General features: G+C 62.2%; 13 protein-coding genes. 2 read left to right on the top strand and 11 right to left on the bottom strand.

Translation table 11 applies throughout. The features are described from left to right. Window positions 1-51: 51 nt before the first annotated feature. The 11 genes from groES to MTP16_RS19125 all read right to left on the bottom strand — a co-directional run bounded on the left by groES (window position 52) and on the right by MTP16_RS19125 (window position 11,933). A complete protein-coding gene (gene groES, locus MTP16_RS19175; RefSeq protein ID WP_068232777.1) occupies window positions 52-342 on the bottom strand; it encodes a co-chaperone GroES in 291 nt (96 codons plus the stop codon). A gap of 253 nt (window positions 343-595) precedes the next feature. Then, window positions 596-1,006 carry a preprotein translocase subunit SecG gene (gene secG, locus MTP16_RS19170; protein ID WP_243512913.1) on the bottom strand — a complete coding sequence of 137 codons (411 nt, stop codon included), beginning with the start codon at window positions 1,004-1,006 and terminating at the stop codon, window positions 596-598. A gap of 30 nt (window positions 1,007-1,036) precedes the next feature. Then, window positions 1,037-2,578, bottom strand: a complete 1,542-nt coding sequence (locus MTP16_RS19165) for a hypothetical protein (protein ID WP_243512912.1) — start codon at window positions 2,576-2,578, stop codon at window positions 1,037-1,039. Window positions 2,579-2,799: 221 nt separating this feature from the next. After that, entirely contained in the window at window positions 2,800-3,378 is a 579-nt protein-coding gene (locus tag MTP16_RS19160; RefSeq protein WP_243512911.1) for an LptE family protein, read from the bottom strand. After that, window positions 3,359-4,651, bottom strand: a complete 1,293-nt coding sequence (locus tag MTP16_RS19155; RefSeq protein WP_243512909.1) for a sigma-54 interaction domain-containing protein — start codon at window positions 4,649-4,651, stop codon at window positions 3,359-3,361. The genes MTP16_RS19160 and MTP16_RS19155 overlap by 20 nt, the downstream gene beginning before the upstream one ends. Before the next feature lie 53 nt (window positions 4,652-4,704). Continuing rightward, window positions 4,705-6,141 (bottom strand): tRNA (N6-isopentenyl adenosine(37)-C2)-methylthiotransferase MiaB, encoded by a 1,437-nt coding sequence (miaB, locus tag MTP16_RS19150; RefSeq protein WP_243512907.1) that lies wholly within the window; start codon window positions 6,139-6,141, stop codon window positions 4,705-4,707. A 184-nt stretch (window positions 6,142-6,325) separates the two neighbouring features. Further along, window positions 6,326-7,312 (bottom strand): aminodeoxychorismate synthase component I, encoded by a 987-nt coding sequence (gene pabB / locus MTP16_RS19145; RefSeq protein WP_262922684.1) that lies wholly within the window; start codon window positions 7,310-7,312, stop codon window positions 6,326-6,328. 338 nt (window positions 7,313-7,650) lie between these two features. After that, window positions 7,651-9,198, bottom strand: coding sequence for a tetratricopeptide repeat protein (locus MTP16_RS19140; RefSeq protein ID WP_243512903.1), 1,548 nt, complete (start codon window positions 9,196-9,198; stop codon window positions 7,651-7,653). Between the two features lie 110 nt (window positions 9,199-9,308). Next, complete coding sequence (locus MTP16_RS19135) at window positions 9,309-10,070, bottom strand: zinc ribbon domain-containing protein (protein WP_243512902.1); 762 nt, start codon at window positions 10,068-10,070, stop codon at window positions 9,309-9,311. Then, window positions 10,060-11,181, bottom strand: a complete 1,122-nt coding sequence (locus tag MTP16_RS19130; protein ID WP_243512900.1) for a Nif3-like dinuclear metal center hexameric protein — start codon at window positions 11,179-11,181, stop codon at window positions 10,060-10,062. Before MTP16_RS19130 ends, MTP16_RS19135 begins: the two co-directional genes overlap by 11 nt. Window positions 11,182-11,243: 62 nt before the next feature. Further along, window positions 11,244-11,933, bottom strand: a complete 690-nt coding sequence (locus MTP16_RS19125; RefSeq protein WP_243512899.1) for a uracil-DNA glycosylase family protein — start codon at window positions 11,931-11,933, stop codon at window positions 11,244-11,246. 54 nt (window positions 11,934-11,987) lie between these two features. Between MTP16_RS19125 and lpxK the strand changes: the two genes are divergently transcribed. Both lpxK and MTP16_RS19115 read left to right on the top strand, forming a co-directional pair. Then, window positions 11,988-13,085 (top strand): tetraacyldisaccharide 4'-kinase, encoded by a 1,098-nt coding sequence (gene lpxK, locus MTP16_RS19120; RefSeq protein ID WP_243512898.1) that lies wholly within the window; start codon window positions 11,988-11,990, stop codon window positions 13,083-13,085. Window positions 13,086-13,177: 92 nt separating this feature from the next. Continuing rightward, window positions 13,178-15,163, top strand: coding sequence for a putative porin (locus MTP16_RS19115; protein WP_243512897.1), 1,986 nt, complete (start codon window positions 13,178-13,180; stop codon window positions 15,161-15,163). Window positions 15,164-15,211 lie beyond the last annotated feature (48 nt).

The raw sequence follows: 15,211 nt of genomic DNA, 5'->3' as shown, positions 1-15,211 counted from the left end.
GGAATGAAGGAATGAGTTAATAAGGACTTTCCGAGAAGCTCAGCCAGCGGCTTAGAGCACGGCGAAAATGTCCGACTCGCGCATGATGAGCAGGTCCTCGCCATCCACGGTGATTTCGGTGCCGGCGTACTTGCCGTAGAGCACCTGGTCGCCCACGGCCACCTGCGGCTTGATGAGCGAGCCGCTGTCGGCGGTTTTGCCTTCGCCCACGGCCACTACTTCGCCACGCTGGGGCTTTTCCTTGGCCGTATCGGGGATGATGATGCCGGATTTGGTTTTCTCCTCGGCGGCGGCGGCGCGTACAATGACGCGGTCGGCCAGCGGTTTCATGCTAAGTGCCATTTTGGGTGTGTTGGGGTTGAGTTAAGTGGAAATTGGTTGTGCCGGGCCCTGCCTCACTTCCCGTGCCAGCCCGCCAAACCTGACAAAATAGACAGATTTTAGACCGGGCGTGGCAGAGCGCCGCAAGCAAACCGCCACGCAGAAGCAATGTTGCCAATATTTGGTAGGATTCTACGGCCGCCAATAAAAAAGCCGGTGTTTCGCGAAGAAACACCGGCTCTTAAGCTCAGGGGCGCTCGAAGCGCCAGGGAATTTATTTGGCAGGAGTGGCCGGAGCATCGGCCGGCGTAGCCGGAGCCGTGGTGGGCGCCGTGCTAGCGTCGCCAGCGGGAGCGGCTGCACCGCCAGGAGCGGGCGCGCTAGGTGCGGGAGCCGGGGCCGGCAGCTTGGTTTCGAGCGCGCGCTGCTGGTTCACGCTGCGCACGGGGCCGGCCGTGGTGCCGGTGAGCATGTGCGTGCCCAGCGACAGGACCACCAAGCCGATGGCGAAGCCCCAGGTCAGTTTCTCCAGCAAATCACCGGTGCGCTTCACGCCCATCATGCTGGCCGCGCCGCCGGCGCTGAACTGGCTGGAAATGCCACCGCCCTTGGGGTTTTGGGCCAGCACCACGAGGGCCAGCAGGAAGCACACAACAAGAATCAGAACGACAAGGGCGATATACATGGAATCAAAGAAGAGAAAGACGGCTTACGCCTAAGGTTGCAAAGATTGTATTTGGGCCGCAAAGTACGCCATTTTTTCCGGCTGTTTCAACATTAGCTTCTCATAAATCTCAATGGCTCGGGCGGTTTTGCCCTGCCGCACGAAAATGCGGGCCAGATTTTCGGAAACCAAGTCGGGTTCGGCCCGGGTGCTGCGCGCGCTCAAGTCGGTTTGGCCGCCGGGCGCGGGCGGCAACATGCCGGGCCGGGTGAGGCGCGGCTGCCGCTTGAGGAAGTTGTTAATGAGGTCGAGCGAAGAGGGCAGCGCCGGGGGCAGCGGGCGGTGCGTGGCCCAGTGGTCGAGCAACAAGGGGTCGGGCTCGAAGAAGGCGCCAACGGGCGGCAGCGGCGCGGCAGGGGGCTCGGCCGGTCGCGTTGCGGCGTCGTCCTGCGCGGCCTTGTCGGCCAGCAGGTTCAGAAGCTGCATGGAAAAGCCCAGGCGGCTGCTTTCGCCCAAGCCGTAGCCGACGACCTCGTCGCCCGTGAAGGCAGCCGGGGTGAGGGCCGGCTGCGCGGGGGCTGCAGCAGTGGCTACTGCCAGAAAATCGGCCGCGGGCTCGGGGCCAGCCAAGCTAAGGGTGACGGCCGCCGCCGCCCACTCATCCACCAGTCCGGGCAGCTCATAGGCAGGCGGGGGCGGCGGCGGTTCGGAAAGACCGAACTCGAAGCGCGCTTCGCCGGCTTCAACTGGCGGCCGGATGGCTGGGGCCTGGGCGGGCAGGTCGGGTTCTTCTTCGGGGGCCGCCTCCGGTGGCGGTTCGGGCAATAGTTCCGGCTGCGACGTAGCGGGGGCAATAGCAACCCCTTCCTGGTCGACAAGTGCCGGCGGGAGTTCAGCATCGACAGCTGGCGCTGCAACTTCAGCAGCGGCTGGCTCTTCGGCAGCAGCCGTTATTTCAGGCTCTGATGCTATTTCGGCAATAGGAGCAACCGGTAGTTCTGCTACTGGTGCAGCCCCAGATACCGCCACTTCTGGTTCCGGTGCAGCTTCTGCTACTGCGGGTTCAGGGGCTGTATCGGGGGCTGCAACCGGCGCCTCCGCAGGTGGAGCCGGTGCAACGGGCTCAGGGGCCGTGGCAGGCGCCACTTCGGGAGCAAGTACAACGACTTCCGGCTCGATGATGAGGGGAGGCGAAGTGGCTATTTCTATTGCAGCCGGTGCGGCAACGGCCGCAGCAGCTGCGACGGGCAACTGCGCTTCTGCCGGTAATTCCGGCTCTGCCGAGACCGCAGCGACTGGCAAAAGCACCGGCTCTGGCGCGGTTACGGTTTCTTCGGATGCGGCTTCCGGCGCAGGTTCAACAGCCAAAACTGCCGGCTCTACTTCCTCAATGAGGCGGCGCAGCAGGGCGCGGTCGGCCGCATAAGTTGCGGCGCGGCGCAGGCGCTGGCCGGCCAGCATGGTGCCGTGGTCGTGGGCCGCCTTGGCTAGCAGCAAGTGGGCCGTTTGGCAGTAGGGGAAGGCCTGGGCCAACTGCTCCAACTCGCGCACTTCCGCCGGGCCGAGGGCCGTGGGGCGGGCAAGAACTTGCAAAAGCGTGGCGCGGGTCACGAGCGAAAGCGGAGCTTAAAAAGCGTTAAAAAGCAGGCCCATTCTCAAATTCTGCTGGCACGACAGAAGAATGGGGCCGCAACATTACGTCAATTTACGCAAATACCCGCAGGTTTCTTTTGCTGCCAACTGCCCTGATTTGGCGCCAAACCAAGGCAATGCCTTCACCGATTGAGCCTTACCAAAGCCGGCTTCAAGGCCGACTACCAGTTGGCCACCGACTTATTGAAAATATCGGTGATGATTTTGTTCGTCGTGGTGCGTACGGCGTTCGGGTCGTTGTTGATGGTGGCGATGTTGCGGTCGGCCGCGTAGTCGTCGAAATTCTGGAATACCTGCTCGAAGCTCTGCTTGTCGTCTTTGACGTTTGTGAAGCGAATTTTGACTTGAATGGTCAGGCGGTTGGAGCCCGCCTGGCTCACGCCGTTCACTTGCTGAATGGAGGCCGGGGCGAAGTCGTAGGCCACGATGCTGCCGTCAAATTGCAGGTCGCCGTCGCGCGGCACCAGCTTCAGGTTGGTGTTGCGCTGGAAGTAGTCTTTCAAATCTTCCGTAAAGCGCTGCGTGAGGAAGGCCGGACCTGTCGGCGAGTTATTCTGGATGGTGGAGATGGAAATTGTGCGCACCGCCGGGTCAATGTTGGTGCCGTTGAAGGAGTAGATACCGCAGCCGGTGAGGAAGCTGGCCGCCACAAACCACAAGCCACAAAGCACGAGGTAGCGCAACGTCAGCCCTATGCCATTTTCGGCTTGCCGCTTAAAATCAAACTTGTTCCAGGTCATATTGCTTCAGCTTGCGGTAGAGCGTGCGCTCCGAAATGCCCAAGTCGTGGGCAGCGTACTTGCGCTTGTTGTTGTGCTTCTTTAGCGCCTTGAGAATCATTTCCTTTTCCTTGACATCAAGCGAAAGCGTTTCGTCCTCGGTTTCGTGCGGAATGTCTTCCACCGGCGCTTCGTCGTAACGGGCCGCGGGCTCGCTGTTGTATCCCGTGGGAGCGGGCGGCAGGAAATATTCCGGCCCGACGCTGGCCTCAAACGTGCTGCCGGGGCCGGTATTGCTGAAGAGGTGGCTGTTTTGACGCAACAGCTCCTGGGCCTCGTGGGGACGTTGGCCGGTGGCCAGCTCCAGCACCATCTTTTTGAGGTCCGTCATGTCGCGGCGCATGTCGAACAGAATTTTATAAAGCAGGTCACGCTCCGAGTAGCCGGCCGTAGCGCTATCCGGCGCGCCGGCGCCTCCTAGCAGCATGGGCAAGCGGCTGGTCTGTTCCTGCGGCAGGTAGGGGGCCAAGCGCCGGGCATCCAGTTCCCGGTCGGTTTCCAGCACCGAAATCTGCTCGGCAATGTTCTTGAGCTGGCGGATGTTGCCGGGAAAGCGGAAGCGGGTGAGCGCCTGCACCGCATCGGGCAGCAGCGTGATGGGGCGCGTGCGGTAGCGCTCGGCCGAATCGGAAGCAAACTTGCGGAACAGCAAGTAGATGTCCTCGCCGCGCTCGCGCAGCGGCGGCACCGTGATGGGCACCGTGTTCAGGCGATAGTACAGGTCTTCGCGGAAGGTGCCGGCCTGCACGCGGTCGAGCAGGTTCACGTTGGTGGCAGCCACCACGCGCACGTCGGTTTTCTGCACCTTGCTGCTGCCCACCCGAATAAACTCGCCATTCTCCAGCACGCGCAGCAGGCGGGCCTGGGTGCCCAGCGGCATCTCGCCTATTTCATCCAGGAAAATGGTGCCGCCGTTGGTCACCTCGAAGTAGCCCTTGCGGGCCTCGTTGGCGCCCGTGAACGAGCCCTTCTCATGGCCAAACAGCTCCGAATCGATGGTGCCTTCCGGGATGGCGCCGCAGTTGATGGCGATGAACTGCCCGTGCTTGCGCGGCGACAGGGCGTGGATAATCTTGGAAAACGACTCCTTACCCGACCCGCTTTCGCCGGTGATGAGCACCGTCATATCAGTAGGGGCTACCTGGGCAGCCACCTGAATGGCGTAGTTCAGCGCCGACGCGTTGCCGATGATGCCGAATCGGAGCTTAATGGATTGGATTTCTTGGGTGGTCAAGGCAAATAGCTTTTTATGGAAGGCGGAAATGCTGCTAAGCTCTCAGGAAGAAGCTACACGGCTTCGCCCAAGAGTGCAGCGCCGGTGGTGCTGGTGGCCAGCACGTTCACGTAGTCGCCTTTCTTGAAGTTTTGCTTGGGGAAGATGACGACCTGGTTCTGGCTGTTGCGGCCGCTCAGGTGCTCGGCTGAGCGTTTGGAGGGGCCCTCCACCAGCACGCGGTGCACCTGGCCCACCATGCGGGCGTAGCGGGCGCGGGCGTGCACCTGCTGCCGGTCGATGATTTCCTGCAGGCGGCGCTTCTTCACGTCCAGCGGAATGTCGTCTTCGAGCTTGCGGGCGGCCAGCGTGCCGGGGCGCTCCGAGTAGAAGAAGTTGTAGCCCATGTCGTACTGCGCGAAGTCGATGAGGCTCAGGCTGTCCTGGTGCTCCTCCTCGGTTTCGGAGCAGAAGCCCGAAATCATGTCGGTTGAAATGGCGCAGTCCTCGCCCAGGATGCGGCGGATGGCCCGCACCCGGTCCTCGTACCAGGGCCGGTCGTAGGTGCGGTTCATCAGGGCCAGCACGCGGGTGTTGCCGCTCTGGGCGGGCAGGTGGATGTACTTGCAGATGTTCTCGTACCGGGCCATGGTGTGCAGCACCTCGTCGGTGATGTCCTTGGGGTGCGAGGTGGAGAAGCGCACGCGCAGTTCGGGGCTGATGAGGGCCACGCGCTCCAGCAGCTGGGCGAAGTTCACGTGCTCGGTACCGTCGGCCGAGGCCCACTTGTAGGAGTCCACGTTCTGGCCCAGCAGCGTCACTTCCTTGTAGCCGGCGGCCACCAGGGCCTCGGCTTCCTGCACGATGCTGTGGGCGTCGCGGCTGCGCTCGCGGCCGCGGGTGAAGGGCACCACGCAGAAGGAGCACATGTTGTCGCAGCCGCGCATGATGCTGATGAAGGCCGTAATGCCGTTGGAGTTCAGGCGCACCGGCGTGATGTCGGCGTAGGTTTCCTCGCGGCTCAGCAGCACGTTCACGCCCTTCTGGCCCCCGTCTACCTGCTCGATGAGGCCGGGGAGGTCGCGGTAGGCGTCGGGGCCCACCACGAGGTCCACAATCTTTTCTTCCTCCAAAAACTTGCTTTTCAGGCGCTCGGCCATGCAGCCCAGTACACCCACCAGCATGGCCGGCTTGCGCTTCTTGTGCGAGTTAATCTGTTTGAGGCGCATGCGTACAGTCTGCTCGGCCTTCTCACGAATGGAGCAGGTGTTGAGCAGCACGAGGTCGGCGTTGGCGAGGTCGTCGGTGGTGTCGAATCCTTCATCGAATAGGATGCTCGACACGATTTCTGAGTCCGAGAAATTCATCTGGCAGCCATAACTCTCAATGTAGAGCTTGCGCTGGCGGCCGGTGCGGGTGGCAGCCGTGATGCGCACCTCACCGCTGGGTGTGGCCTCGGCAGCAGGAGCGGCTTGGTCTAAAAAATCTAAGGTTAGCAGGGGCTGGGGCATAATTATAGCGCGTTTCGGCGGAAGGCAAAGATACGCCTTTGCGATGAAAAATGACAGAATGGCAGAGGCAACATGGTTTGCTTCTGCGAATACTCGCCTGTCATCCTGAGCCTAGCGAAGGACCTTTTCACGTCAGAACTTCTGGGTTGTGAAGGTGCTTGGCCGCGCTCAGGGTGAGAGGCAATTATACTTCCCTAATAACTGCGCCCAGCACCTCCAGCAAAGCCTTGGCTTTCAAGAGGCACTCTTCGTATTCACGCTCCGGGTCCGAGTCATAAGTAATGGCCGAGCCGACTTCGAAGCTGAGGTAGCCTGTGTCCTGCCGGTATTGCAGGGAGCGAATAACGACGTTGAAATCGAAGTCACCATTGGGCCACCGGTAGCCGATGCTGCCGCTGTAGAGGCCGCGCCGGGTATGCTCGTAGTGCTCGATGAGCTGCATGGCCCGGATTTTAGGCGCGCCCGTCATCGAGCCCATGGGAAAAGCGGCCCTCAGTATTCCAGGCAGTTGCACATCCGGCCGCAGGCTGGCCTCCACCGTCGAAATCATTTGCCATAGGTGGCGGAACGGGTAGAGGCCAAACAGCTCCGGCACACGCACGGTGCCGGTTTGTGCTACGCGAGCGAGGTCGTTGCGTACCAGGTCCACAATCATCAGGTTTTCGGCGCGCTCTTTCTCGTCGTTGAGTAGCGCCAGGCGCTGCTGTTCATCAGCTTCCGGCGTGTGGCCGCGGCGAATGGTGCCTTTGATGGGCTGCGAACGGATGTGGGCGTCCGCACGCGCCAGAAACCGCTCGGGCGAAGCGCACATTAGAAAATGCTGGTGCCAGCGCACAAAGCCGGCAAACGGCGCGGGCGAGGCCGCCATCAGCCGCCAAAAAACGTCCAGCGGCTGCAAAGCCACGTTTTCTGCGTAGAACTCCTGGCACAGATTCAACTCGTAAACTTCCCCGTTCAGGATGTCGGTTCGGATGGCATCGACGGCCTGCAGGTAGTCAGCCCTGGCCATTCGGGGCCGCAGGAATGGAACCTGTGGTGGTGGGAATTCTGGCGCAGAGCAACTTAGAATCTGATTTAATACATCGCCTGCAAACCCATGAATTTCAAGCGTGTCAACTTGCCAAAGTAGCCAGGTTTGGGGGGTGAAAAAGCAGAGTTGCGGCCAGGCCATGCCGCTGAAGTTCTCACTCGTCAGCGCCTCCACGTCATTCTTAACGTCGTAGCTGATGAAACCGCAATGCAGCGTTGGGCTCTCAGACAAGCATTCCAGTTCACCGAGCGAATCGACCGTGGCAACCCCGGCCGGGGCTACAGCCAGCAGGCGCCGAAAGGGCCCTTGCGGATAGGTCAGGTCGTTGTGCTCGAAGTAGGCGCAGTGCGCAAACCGGGCACCCCAGTGCAGGGCCCGTACCCGAAAATCGGGCGGTAAGTCAGCGAGGCGAACAACCAGAGGAGGGGCCGAAGTCAAAAGGCGCGTTCGTTTAATCGGTTACAATCAAGCCCAACGGCTCATTTCAGCTCCCGCAGCGCCAGGGTGGCTTTGGCGTCGGTACTGTTTTTGTATTCGTGCCAGGGGTAATGCAGGGCCTTTTCGAAGTATAACCGCGCCTGCGCCTTTTTGCCGGCTTCCAGGGCCAGGTAGCCCTGCTGCAGTGCGGCCTGGGGCGCAAAATAATAGGGCGCTTTCGGGCCAGCCACGGTTTGGGTGCGCTCGAAGTAAAACCAAGCCGAATCGAGCCGGCCGAGGCCCTGAAAAGCACGCGCCCGGCGGTAAGGCTCCTCAATGCGGTCGCGCCAGAGCGTGGCAGGCGTGGCCCGAAAGCTGCGCAGCGTGGCCAGGGCCTGTCGGTTGTAGCCGCCGTCGGTCAGCAGGCGGGCGCGGGTGAGAATGGGGTTCAGCGCCACGGCCTCGTGGTAGTAGTGCTGGGCGTAGTTGTCTTCCTCCACATCGGTGGGGCCGGGCTGGTTGATTTGGGCGCGGTAGCGGGCTACAGCCGCCGCCGGTTCTCTCCCCAGCCACGCCGCCAGGTAGAGCTTAAACGCCGCGTCCTTGCGGTAATGCACGCCTCTGTATTCGCGCAAAAACGCCAGGTTTTCGCGTTCCGAATCGGCGTAGTCGCCCTTGTAAAGCAGCAAATCGGCCGCCATGTGGCGCAGGTAAGGTACGGGTACGTAGCCAGGGCCGGTGGGCCGGGCGCGGTAAGCCGCCAGGGCCGCCTCGCCGTGGTGCTGGCGCTTATTGATGCTGATGAGCAGGTAGGAAAACAGCAGGTTGTCGGGCTGTTGGGCGTGCAGGCGCTCGACAAGCCGCAGGGCTTCTTCGGGCTTTTTGTAGTACCCTTCCCGAATCAGGCTGAGGTAAATCTGGCTTTCGGTCTGGAAGTCGTGGGGCTGGGCAGCCGCCAGCGCCAGGTTTTTCAATCCTTCGCTGGAGTTCGCCGTCAGCCCCAGCAAACTCAGCAGCCAATGGTAACCTTCGGGCAACGAGCCTATCGCAAATTGACAGACGCCCAGCGTCTTGCGCGCCGGCAGGAAAGCCGGGTAATGCTTCACCACGTCCTGCATCTGGCGGTAGCCGCTGCGCAGGTGGTAGCCGCCCATCACCAGGTGCTTGAACAGCAGCTGGCACAGCCCCAGGTGCAGCGTGATTTCGGCCCGGGCGTAGTCGCGCATAGCGCTGGCCGGCGCCCTGTCCAGTGCCGACAACCGGGCTTCCTGGGCCGTTTCGATGGCCTCGTAGCGGGCGGCGTCCTGGCTCAGCAGCAAGTCGGCAAAGTCGACGCAGTTGGCCACCAGCAGGGGCGCGGGCGCGGCGGGCGTGCTGGTCAGCTCGGGCCGCAGCAATTCGCGGGCAGAGCCCAGGCGCAGCTTGAGTACCTCGGCGTAGGCGCGCCGGCTAGAGGGGGTAAGCTCGCCGGCACTGGCAGCGGTTTCGGCGGGCTGCTCCAGGGCCGGAACCGCTTGCCGCGGGGCAAAGCCCGACAGCAGCAGGCACGCAGCCACTCCGCCCACCCGCCCGGCGCCCTTCCATCGACCAGCGGCCTTTCCCCGAACCATTGCAGCCAAAAAGGTCATGTCACGCTTAAATAAAAAAGGAACGACGCGGGGCCGTTCCTTTTTACGATTCTAATCAGCAAATCAGATTGATGAGTTGCTTGCGGCGGAGCTTAGGCCGTGCGGGCTTCTACGTCGGCCAGGATGCGGCCGCAGTGCTCGCACACAATGATTTTCTTGTGCGAGATGATATCGGCCTGGCGCTGGGGCGGCACCGTGTTGAAGCAGCCGCCGCAGGCGTCGCGGCGCACCAGCACCACGGCCAGGCCGTTGCGCACGTTGCCGCGGATGCGGGTGTAGGCCGTCAGCAGGCGGTCTTCCACCGGCTTGGTGGCTTCGTCGCGCTGGGCCATCAGGCCGCGCTCTTCTTCTTCGTTCTCGGCCACGATGGTGTCGAGCTCGCCTTTCTTGTTGTCGAGGTCCTTGCGGCGCTCGTCCAGCTTCGACTTTGTGCCGCTGATTTCGGCATTCTTCACGTCAATCTGGTACTGCGCCTCTTTGATTTTCTTGTCGGCAATCTGGATTTCCAGGCGCTGCAGCTCAATTTCCTTGGCAATGGCTTCGAACTCGCGGTTGTTGCGCACGTTCTGCTGCTGCTCGTCGTACTTTTTGATGAGCGACTCGGCGTCTTTGCTGGCCTGTTTGCGGCTCTTGATGAAGTCGTTCAGGCCCTGAATGTCTTCGTCGAATTTCTTCACGCGCACTTCGTAGCCCGCGATTTCGTCTTCCAAATCCCGCACTTCTTCGGGCAAATCGCCCCGCACGCGCCGGATTTCGTCGAGCTGCGAGTCGAGGTGCTGCAGGGTGAGCAGGGCTTCGAGCTTGGCGGCTACGGGAACGTCGGCGGGCGCCACGGCGGCACTGTTAGCAGTCATATTGAACGGGGTTCGTAGGGGTTTCAGCGATTAAGACCGCAAAAGTACGTCCAAATCCGGCCGTTAGCAAATCCCGGAACACCTCGCCGGTGAACTGCTCGCTCTCGAAATGGCCCACGTCGCAGAGCATGAGCTGCCCCTCGGCCCCAAAAAACTCGTGGTATTTCACGTCGCCGGTCACGTAAGCATCGGCCCCGCTGGCCCGCGCCGCGCCAATGAGAAACGCGCCCGCCCCGCCGCAAATGGCCACCGTTTTGATAGGTTTTTCAAACGCCGTGTGGCGAACCACCGGCACCAGCAGCTGCCGCTTCAGTAACTGTCGAAACGCGGCTGGGGCCAAGGCTTCCGGCAATTCACCCACCAAGCCAGCGCCCACTTCCTGGTGCACGTTTTCCAGCTTGATGAGCTCGTAGGCCACCTCCTCATAGGGGTGCGCGGCGCGCAGGGCCCGCAGCACGGCCGCCTGCCGGTGCAGGGGCAGTAGCACTTCCAAGCGCTTTTCGGGCACCGTTTCAGGCCGGTGTTCGGCCCCGATGGCGGGCCGGGTGCCCGCGCCGGGCGTGAAGGTGCCGGTGCCCTCGGCTTGGAAGCTGCAGGCGGAGTACTGGCCTATTTGGCCAGCACCGGCGGCGTAGAGGGCGGCCAGCACGCGGCCGGCCACGTCGGCCTGCTGGTCTGCGGGCCGGTTGGGCACGTAGGTGATGAGGCGGGCCAAAATGCCGCTTTGCGGGGCCAGCACGCGGGTTTTCAGCAGGCCCAGCTTTTCGGCCAGCTTGTCGTTGACGCCGCCGCGCACGTTGTCGAGGTTGGTGTGGGCGGCGTAGATGGCCACGTCGTTTTTGAGGGCCGCGATGATGGTTTGCTCCACCTCATTGGCCCCGGTGAGGCGCTTGAGGGGGCGGAAAATGACCGGGTGGTGGGCCACTACCACATTGCAGCCGCGGCGCACGGCCTCGGCCACCACGGCGGGCGTGCAGTCGAGGGTGATGAGCACGCCTGTGATTTCAACTTGCGGGTTGCCGCACTGCAAGCCGGCGTTGTCGTAGCTTTCCTGGTAGGCGAGGGGCGCGGCGGCTTCGAGCAGGCGGGCAAGGTCTTGGACGGTGGGCATTATCAGTGCGGAATAAAAAAAGAGAAAAGGACGACTTGTTTGGGCTGTACGCGGTTTGTCGTTCAATCTGCGTGAATCAAACCGCCCAGCGTTTGCACGTATTTGGCTACGTTGGTAGCTTCTTCGCGGCTTTTGTATTGCATGAGGTAGCGCGGGTGGTCGAGAACGATGACGTTGTCGAATAAGCCCAGCTCCGCATTCAGGCGCTTCAAAAACTCACCGTTGCGCTTGCCAAGGCTCACAGCCACGTCCCGGCGCAGGCCCAATTCTTCAACTTGCTGGCGCAATGAAAGCTGAATGTCGGGCCATAGGGCTTTGGTGAGGGCCTGCGAGTCGTAGTAGTTGTAATTCAGCCCGTTTTTCAGGAGCACCAGCGGGTAGAGCGAACTGATGTAGAAATGCTGGTAGAACTCGGCCGGGCCGCCCAGCGCGTTGATGAACTTGTAGACGAACTGCGTAGAGGTTTCGGGGCGGCCGCGCGGCAGGTCGTTGGCGATGCTGCAGTGTTCGGCCAGGGCCGCGGGGTCGGTGAAGGCGACGCCGGTGCGGCCCATGCCCAGGCGGCCGGGGTTGATGCCGAGCAACGCCACGCGAGGCTGGTTATCAGCGTAATATTTCTGGGCAAAGCGGCTGAGCAGCTCCCGTACAGGCGGCTCGCGGAATGGGCTGACGGCTTCCATACCTGCGGGCAGAACAGGGGGCAGCGGAAAAGTGGTCAGAAAATGCAGCAGACGGTCGGCCAGGGTAGACATGGGTCAAAAGTACGCGCCCGGTGCCGGCCAAACCCGCCGTACTTTTGGGGGCGTATGGGCCGATTGCTGGTGTTTTTATTGCTGCCGTTTTCCTGGCTTTACGCCGGTGTGCTGGCCGTGCGCAATTGGCTCTACGACGCCGGCTGGAAAAAATCAGAAGCTTTCGCCGTGCCGCTGCTGGGCGTGGGCAACCTGCGGGTGGGGGGCACGGGCAAGACACCGCACGTCATCTGGCTGGTGGAGGAACTGCTGCGCCAGGGCCACCGCCCGGCCATCCTGAGCCGCGGCTACGGCCGCCAAACCACCGGCCCGCGCCTGGCCGGCCTCCAGGATTCGGCCGCCACGGTGGGCGACGAGCCCTGGCAGTATTTCGAGCATTTTGCGCCGCAAAACGTGCCCGTGGCGGCAGCCGAAAAACGCGGCCTGGGCGTGCGGCTGCTCTTGCAAATGCATCCGGATACGAGCATCATCGTGCTTGATGACGCCTACCAGCACCGCGCCGTGCGCCCCACGCTCAACGTGCTGCTGACGGAATACGCCCGGCCGTTTTACGAGGACCAGGTGCTGCCCGCTGGCCGGCTGCGCGAGAGCCGCGGCGGGGCCCGCCGGGCCGACGTGGTCATTGTCACGAAATGCCCGCCGGACTTGAGTGCGGCACTGCAAGGTACTGTGCAGCAAGGCATTGTTTGCTACGGCCGGCCTAATGTGCCGGTGCTGTTTTCGAAGTATGAATACGGCACGCCGCAGCCTTTTGCAAAAACCTTAAAGTTGAAGGAAGGTGAGGTGCTGCCAGCTTCGCCGCCTACGCCGCCAGTGGGCGCGGCTCTGTTGCTGACCGGTATTGCGCAGCCGCAGCCGCTGCGTGAGTATATTGAAGGTCAGGGGTATACGGTTCGTTATCATGCGCGACTGCCCGACCACCACGCTTTTCAGCAGAAAGACCTTGAGGCCTTGCGGGCGCATTGGCAGCCGGGCTGGCCTATTTTTACAACGGAAAAGGACGCCACGCGCCTGCACGCTGCTGCCCTGCAGCCGGCGCTGGCGGGGCTTCCCATCTATACCATTCCGGTGCGGGTGGCGTTTCTGGGCACGGGCGCGGCCGAGCTGCGACAGCTCCTGCCCGGCGCGCCGGCCGTCGCCTCATCCATTTGACTTTCACCCTGCCGGGCTCCGGCGCATCTGTTACCTGTTTGAAGGCCCCGAAACGAGGATTTTTAGGATGCTGGCTGCGGTTGCTGGCCCTGTTGCTGTTGCTCACCAAGCTGGCCGCAGCCGCTGCCCACGCGCAGGTGCTCGACGACTCCACCAAAGTGCTGTACGGCCCGAAAACCACCCGCGTCATTTACGAGGCCGAAGTGCTGCGCGACTCCACCGGCGGCACCTTGCTCGACACCACGCTCACGCGCTTTCCGCAAGATAGGTTTTGGGCGCACGACACCACTTTCCAGCAGGATTTGGGCGCGTTGGGCACGGCCTCGCGGCCCTTGCTCTACCAACCCAACCTGCAACTGGGGGCCCGCTTTGGGCGCGACGTGTTCAACAAGTATGCGCACGACGCCAGCCAGATTCCCTACTACGACTCCCGCTCGCCGTTTTCGTTTTTTCGCTACATCCAGTCCGGGGCCGGCGAGCAGGTGTTTGAGTTCAACTACAGCCGCAGCCTGAAGAAGAATTTCAGCGTGGGCTTCAACTACGAGCGCATCGCCTCCAATAAAATTCTGGCCACCACCGGCGGGACCGGGGGCGTGGGCCGGGGCCTGGTCGAGCATTCCAACCTGATGCTCTACGGCCGCCTGCAATCCGAGAACGAGCGGTACCACTTGCTCTTCAATATTGGCAATGCCCGGCACAGCGCCGCGGAGCAGGGCGGCATCTGGCCCATCATCCGGCGTGCCCTCAACGCGGAAACCGGCGACAGCATCACGCTGGGCGAGTCGGCCCCCAACCAGCTGTTCAACTACGGTGCCCAACGCGTTTACCTGACCAAAGCCATTAACCGGGAGGACCGCGACGAGCTGTACTTCACCCAAACTTACCGGCTGCTGGGCCGCGGCCTCACCGTGTACCATACCTTCGACGCCAAGCGCCAGTTCAACAACTACTCCGACACCGAACTGACGCCCCTCAATCGGGGCGAATTGTATTTTCCGCGCGTGCGGTTCTACCCGCGCGTGCTGCGCAACACCCGCGCCATTCTCGACCGGGCCGAGTTCAAGCAGGTGGAAAACACCTTCGGCGTGCTGGGCCGCACCGACTTCGCAGAGTACCGCCTCTACGGCCGCCTGCGCAACGCCAGCCTGGCCACCAAGACGTTGTATTCGAACCAGGTGCGCGCGGCCCGCAGCACCACCGGCGACTCGCTGGTGGTGGGCGCGCCCACCCGCACGTTCACGCAGGCCTTTGTGGGCGGCACCGTGGCGTTCAACTACCACAAGATTTACGCCGTAGAGGCGGCTGGCGAGTACAAGCTGTTCGACGAGTACTGGCTGCGCGCTTCGGTGCGCACGGGGCCGCTGTGGGTGGAGGCGCTGCGCTCCTCGTACTCGCCCACGCTCACGCAGCAGGAGCTAGTGGGCAACAACTACGAGTGGCACCACCTGCCCGGCACCCCCACCGAGTTCAGCAACACCAGCAGCACCCAGCTCACTGGCCGCCTGCGCTTTAATCTGCCCGACATCGGCCGCCTCAGCCAGCAGCGTTTCGAGGCCAGCGCCAGCCTCGTCAACCTCACCAACCTGGTGTATTATAACACGGCCGGCATGCCGGAGCAGGCCACCGTGGCCAAGAACCTGCAGGTGGTATTTGCCCGGCACCAGGTGCATTTTGGCCGTGTGGGCTTCGACAACCAGGCCACCTACACGCAGGGCGGCGACGTGACGGGCATCCGCATTCCCAAGCTGGTGACCAACTCGCGGGTGTTCTACGAGAGCTACATATTCCGCAAGGCGCTGTTCAGCCAGACCGGCATTCAGGTGTATTATCAGTCGGCTTATAAGGCCTTCGATTACAGCCCCAGCACCCAGCAGTTCTACCAGCAAGACCATTTCACCATCACCAACCACGCCGTAGCCGACGTCTTTTTCTCGGCCGATATCAAGGCCGTGTCGGCGTTCCTGAAAGTAGCCTACGTCAACCAAGGCATTATTTCAGGCGGTTATTTCACTACGCCTTATTACACGGGCTACCCGCGGCGCTTCCAGTTTGGAGTGCGCTGGAATTTCTTTAATTAAGCATTCAGAATTAAGAGCCAAGCAGCAAGAATTTAGTTCTGTTGCTTG

The organism is Hymenobacter monticola (genome assembly GCF_022811645.1).
In the GTDB taxonomy this organism is placed as follows: Bacteria; Bacteroidota; Bacteroidia; order Cytophagales; family Hymenobacteraceae; genus Hymenobacter; species Hymenobacter monticola.
Note: the sequence above shows the minus strand (reverse complement) of the source record. Positions and strands in the feature narration are given on the sequence as shown.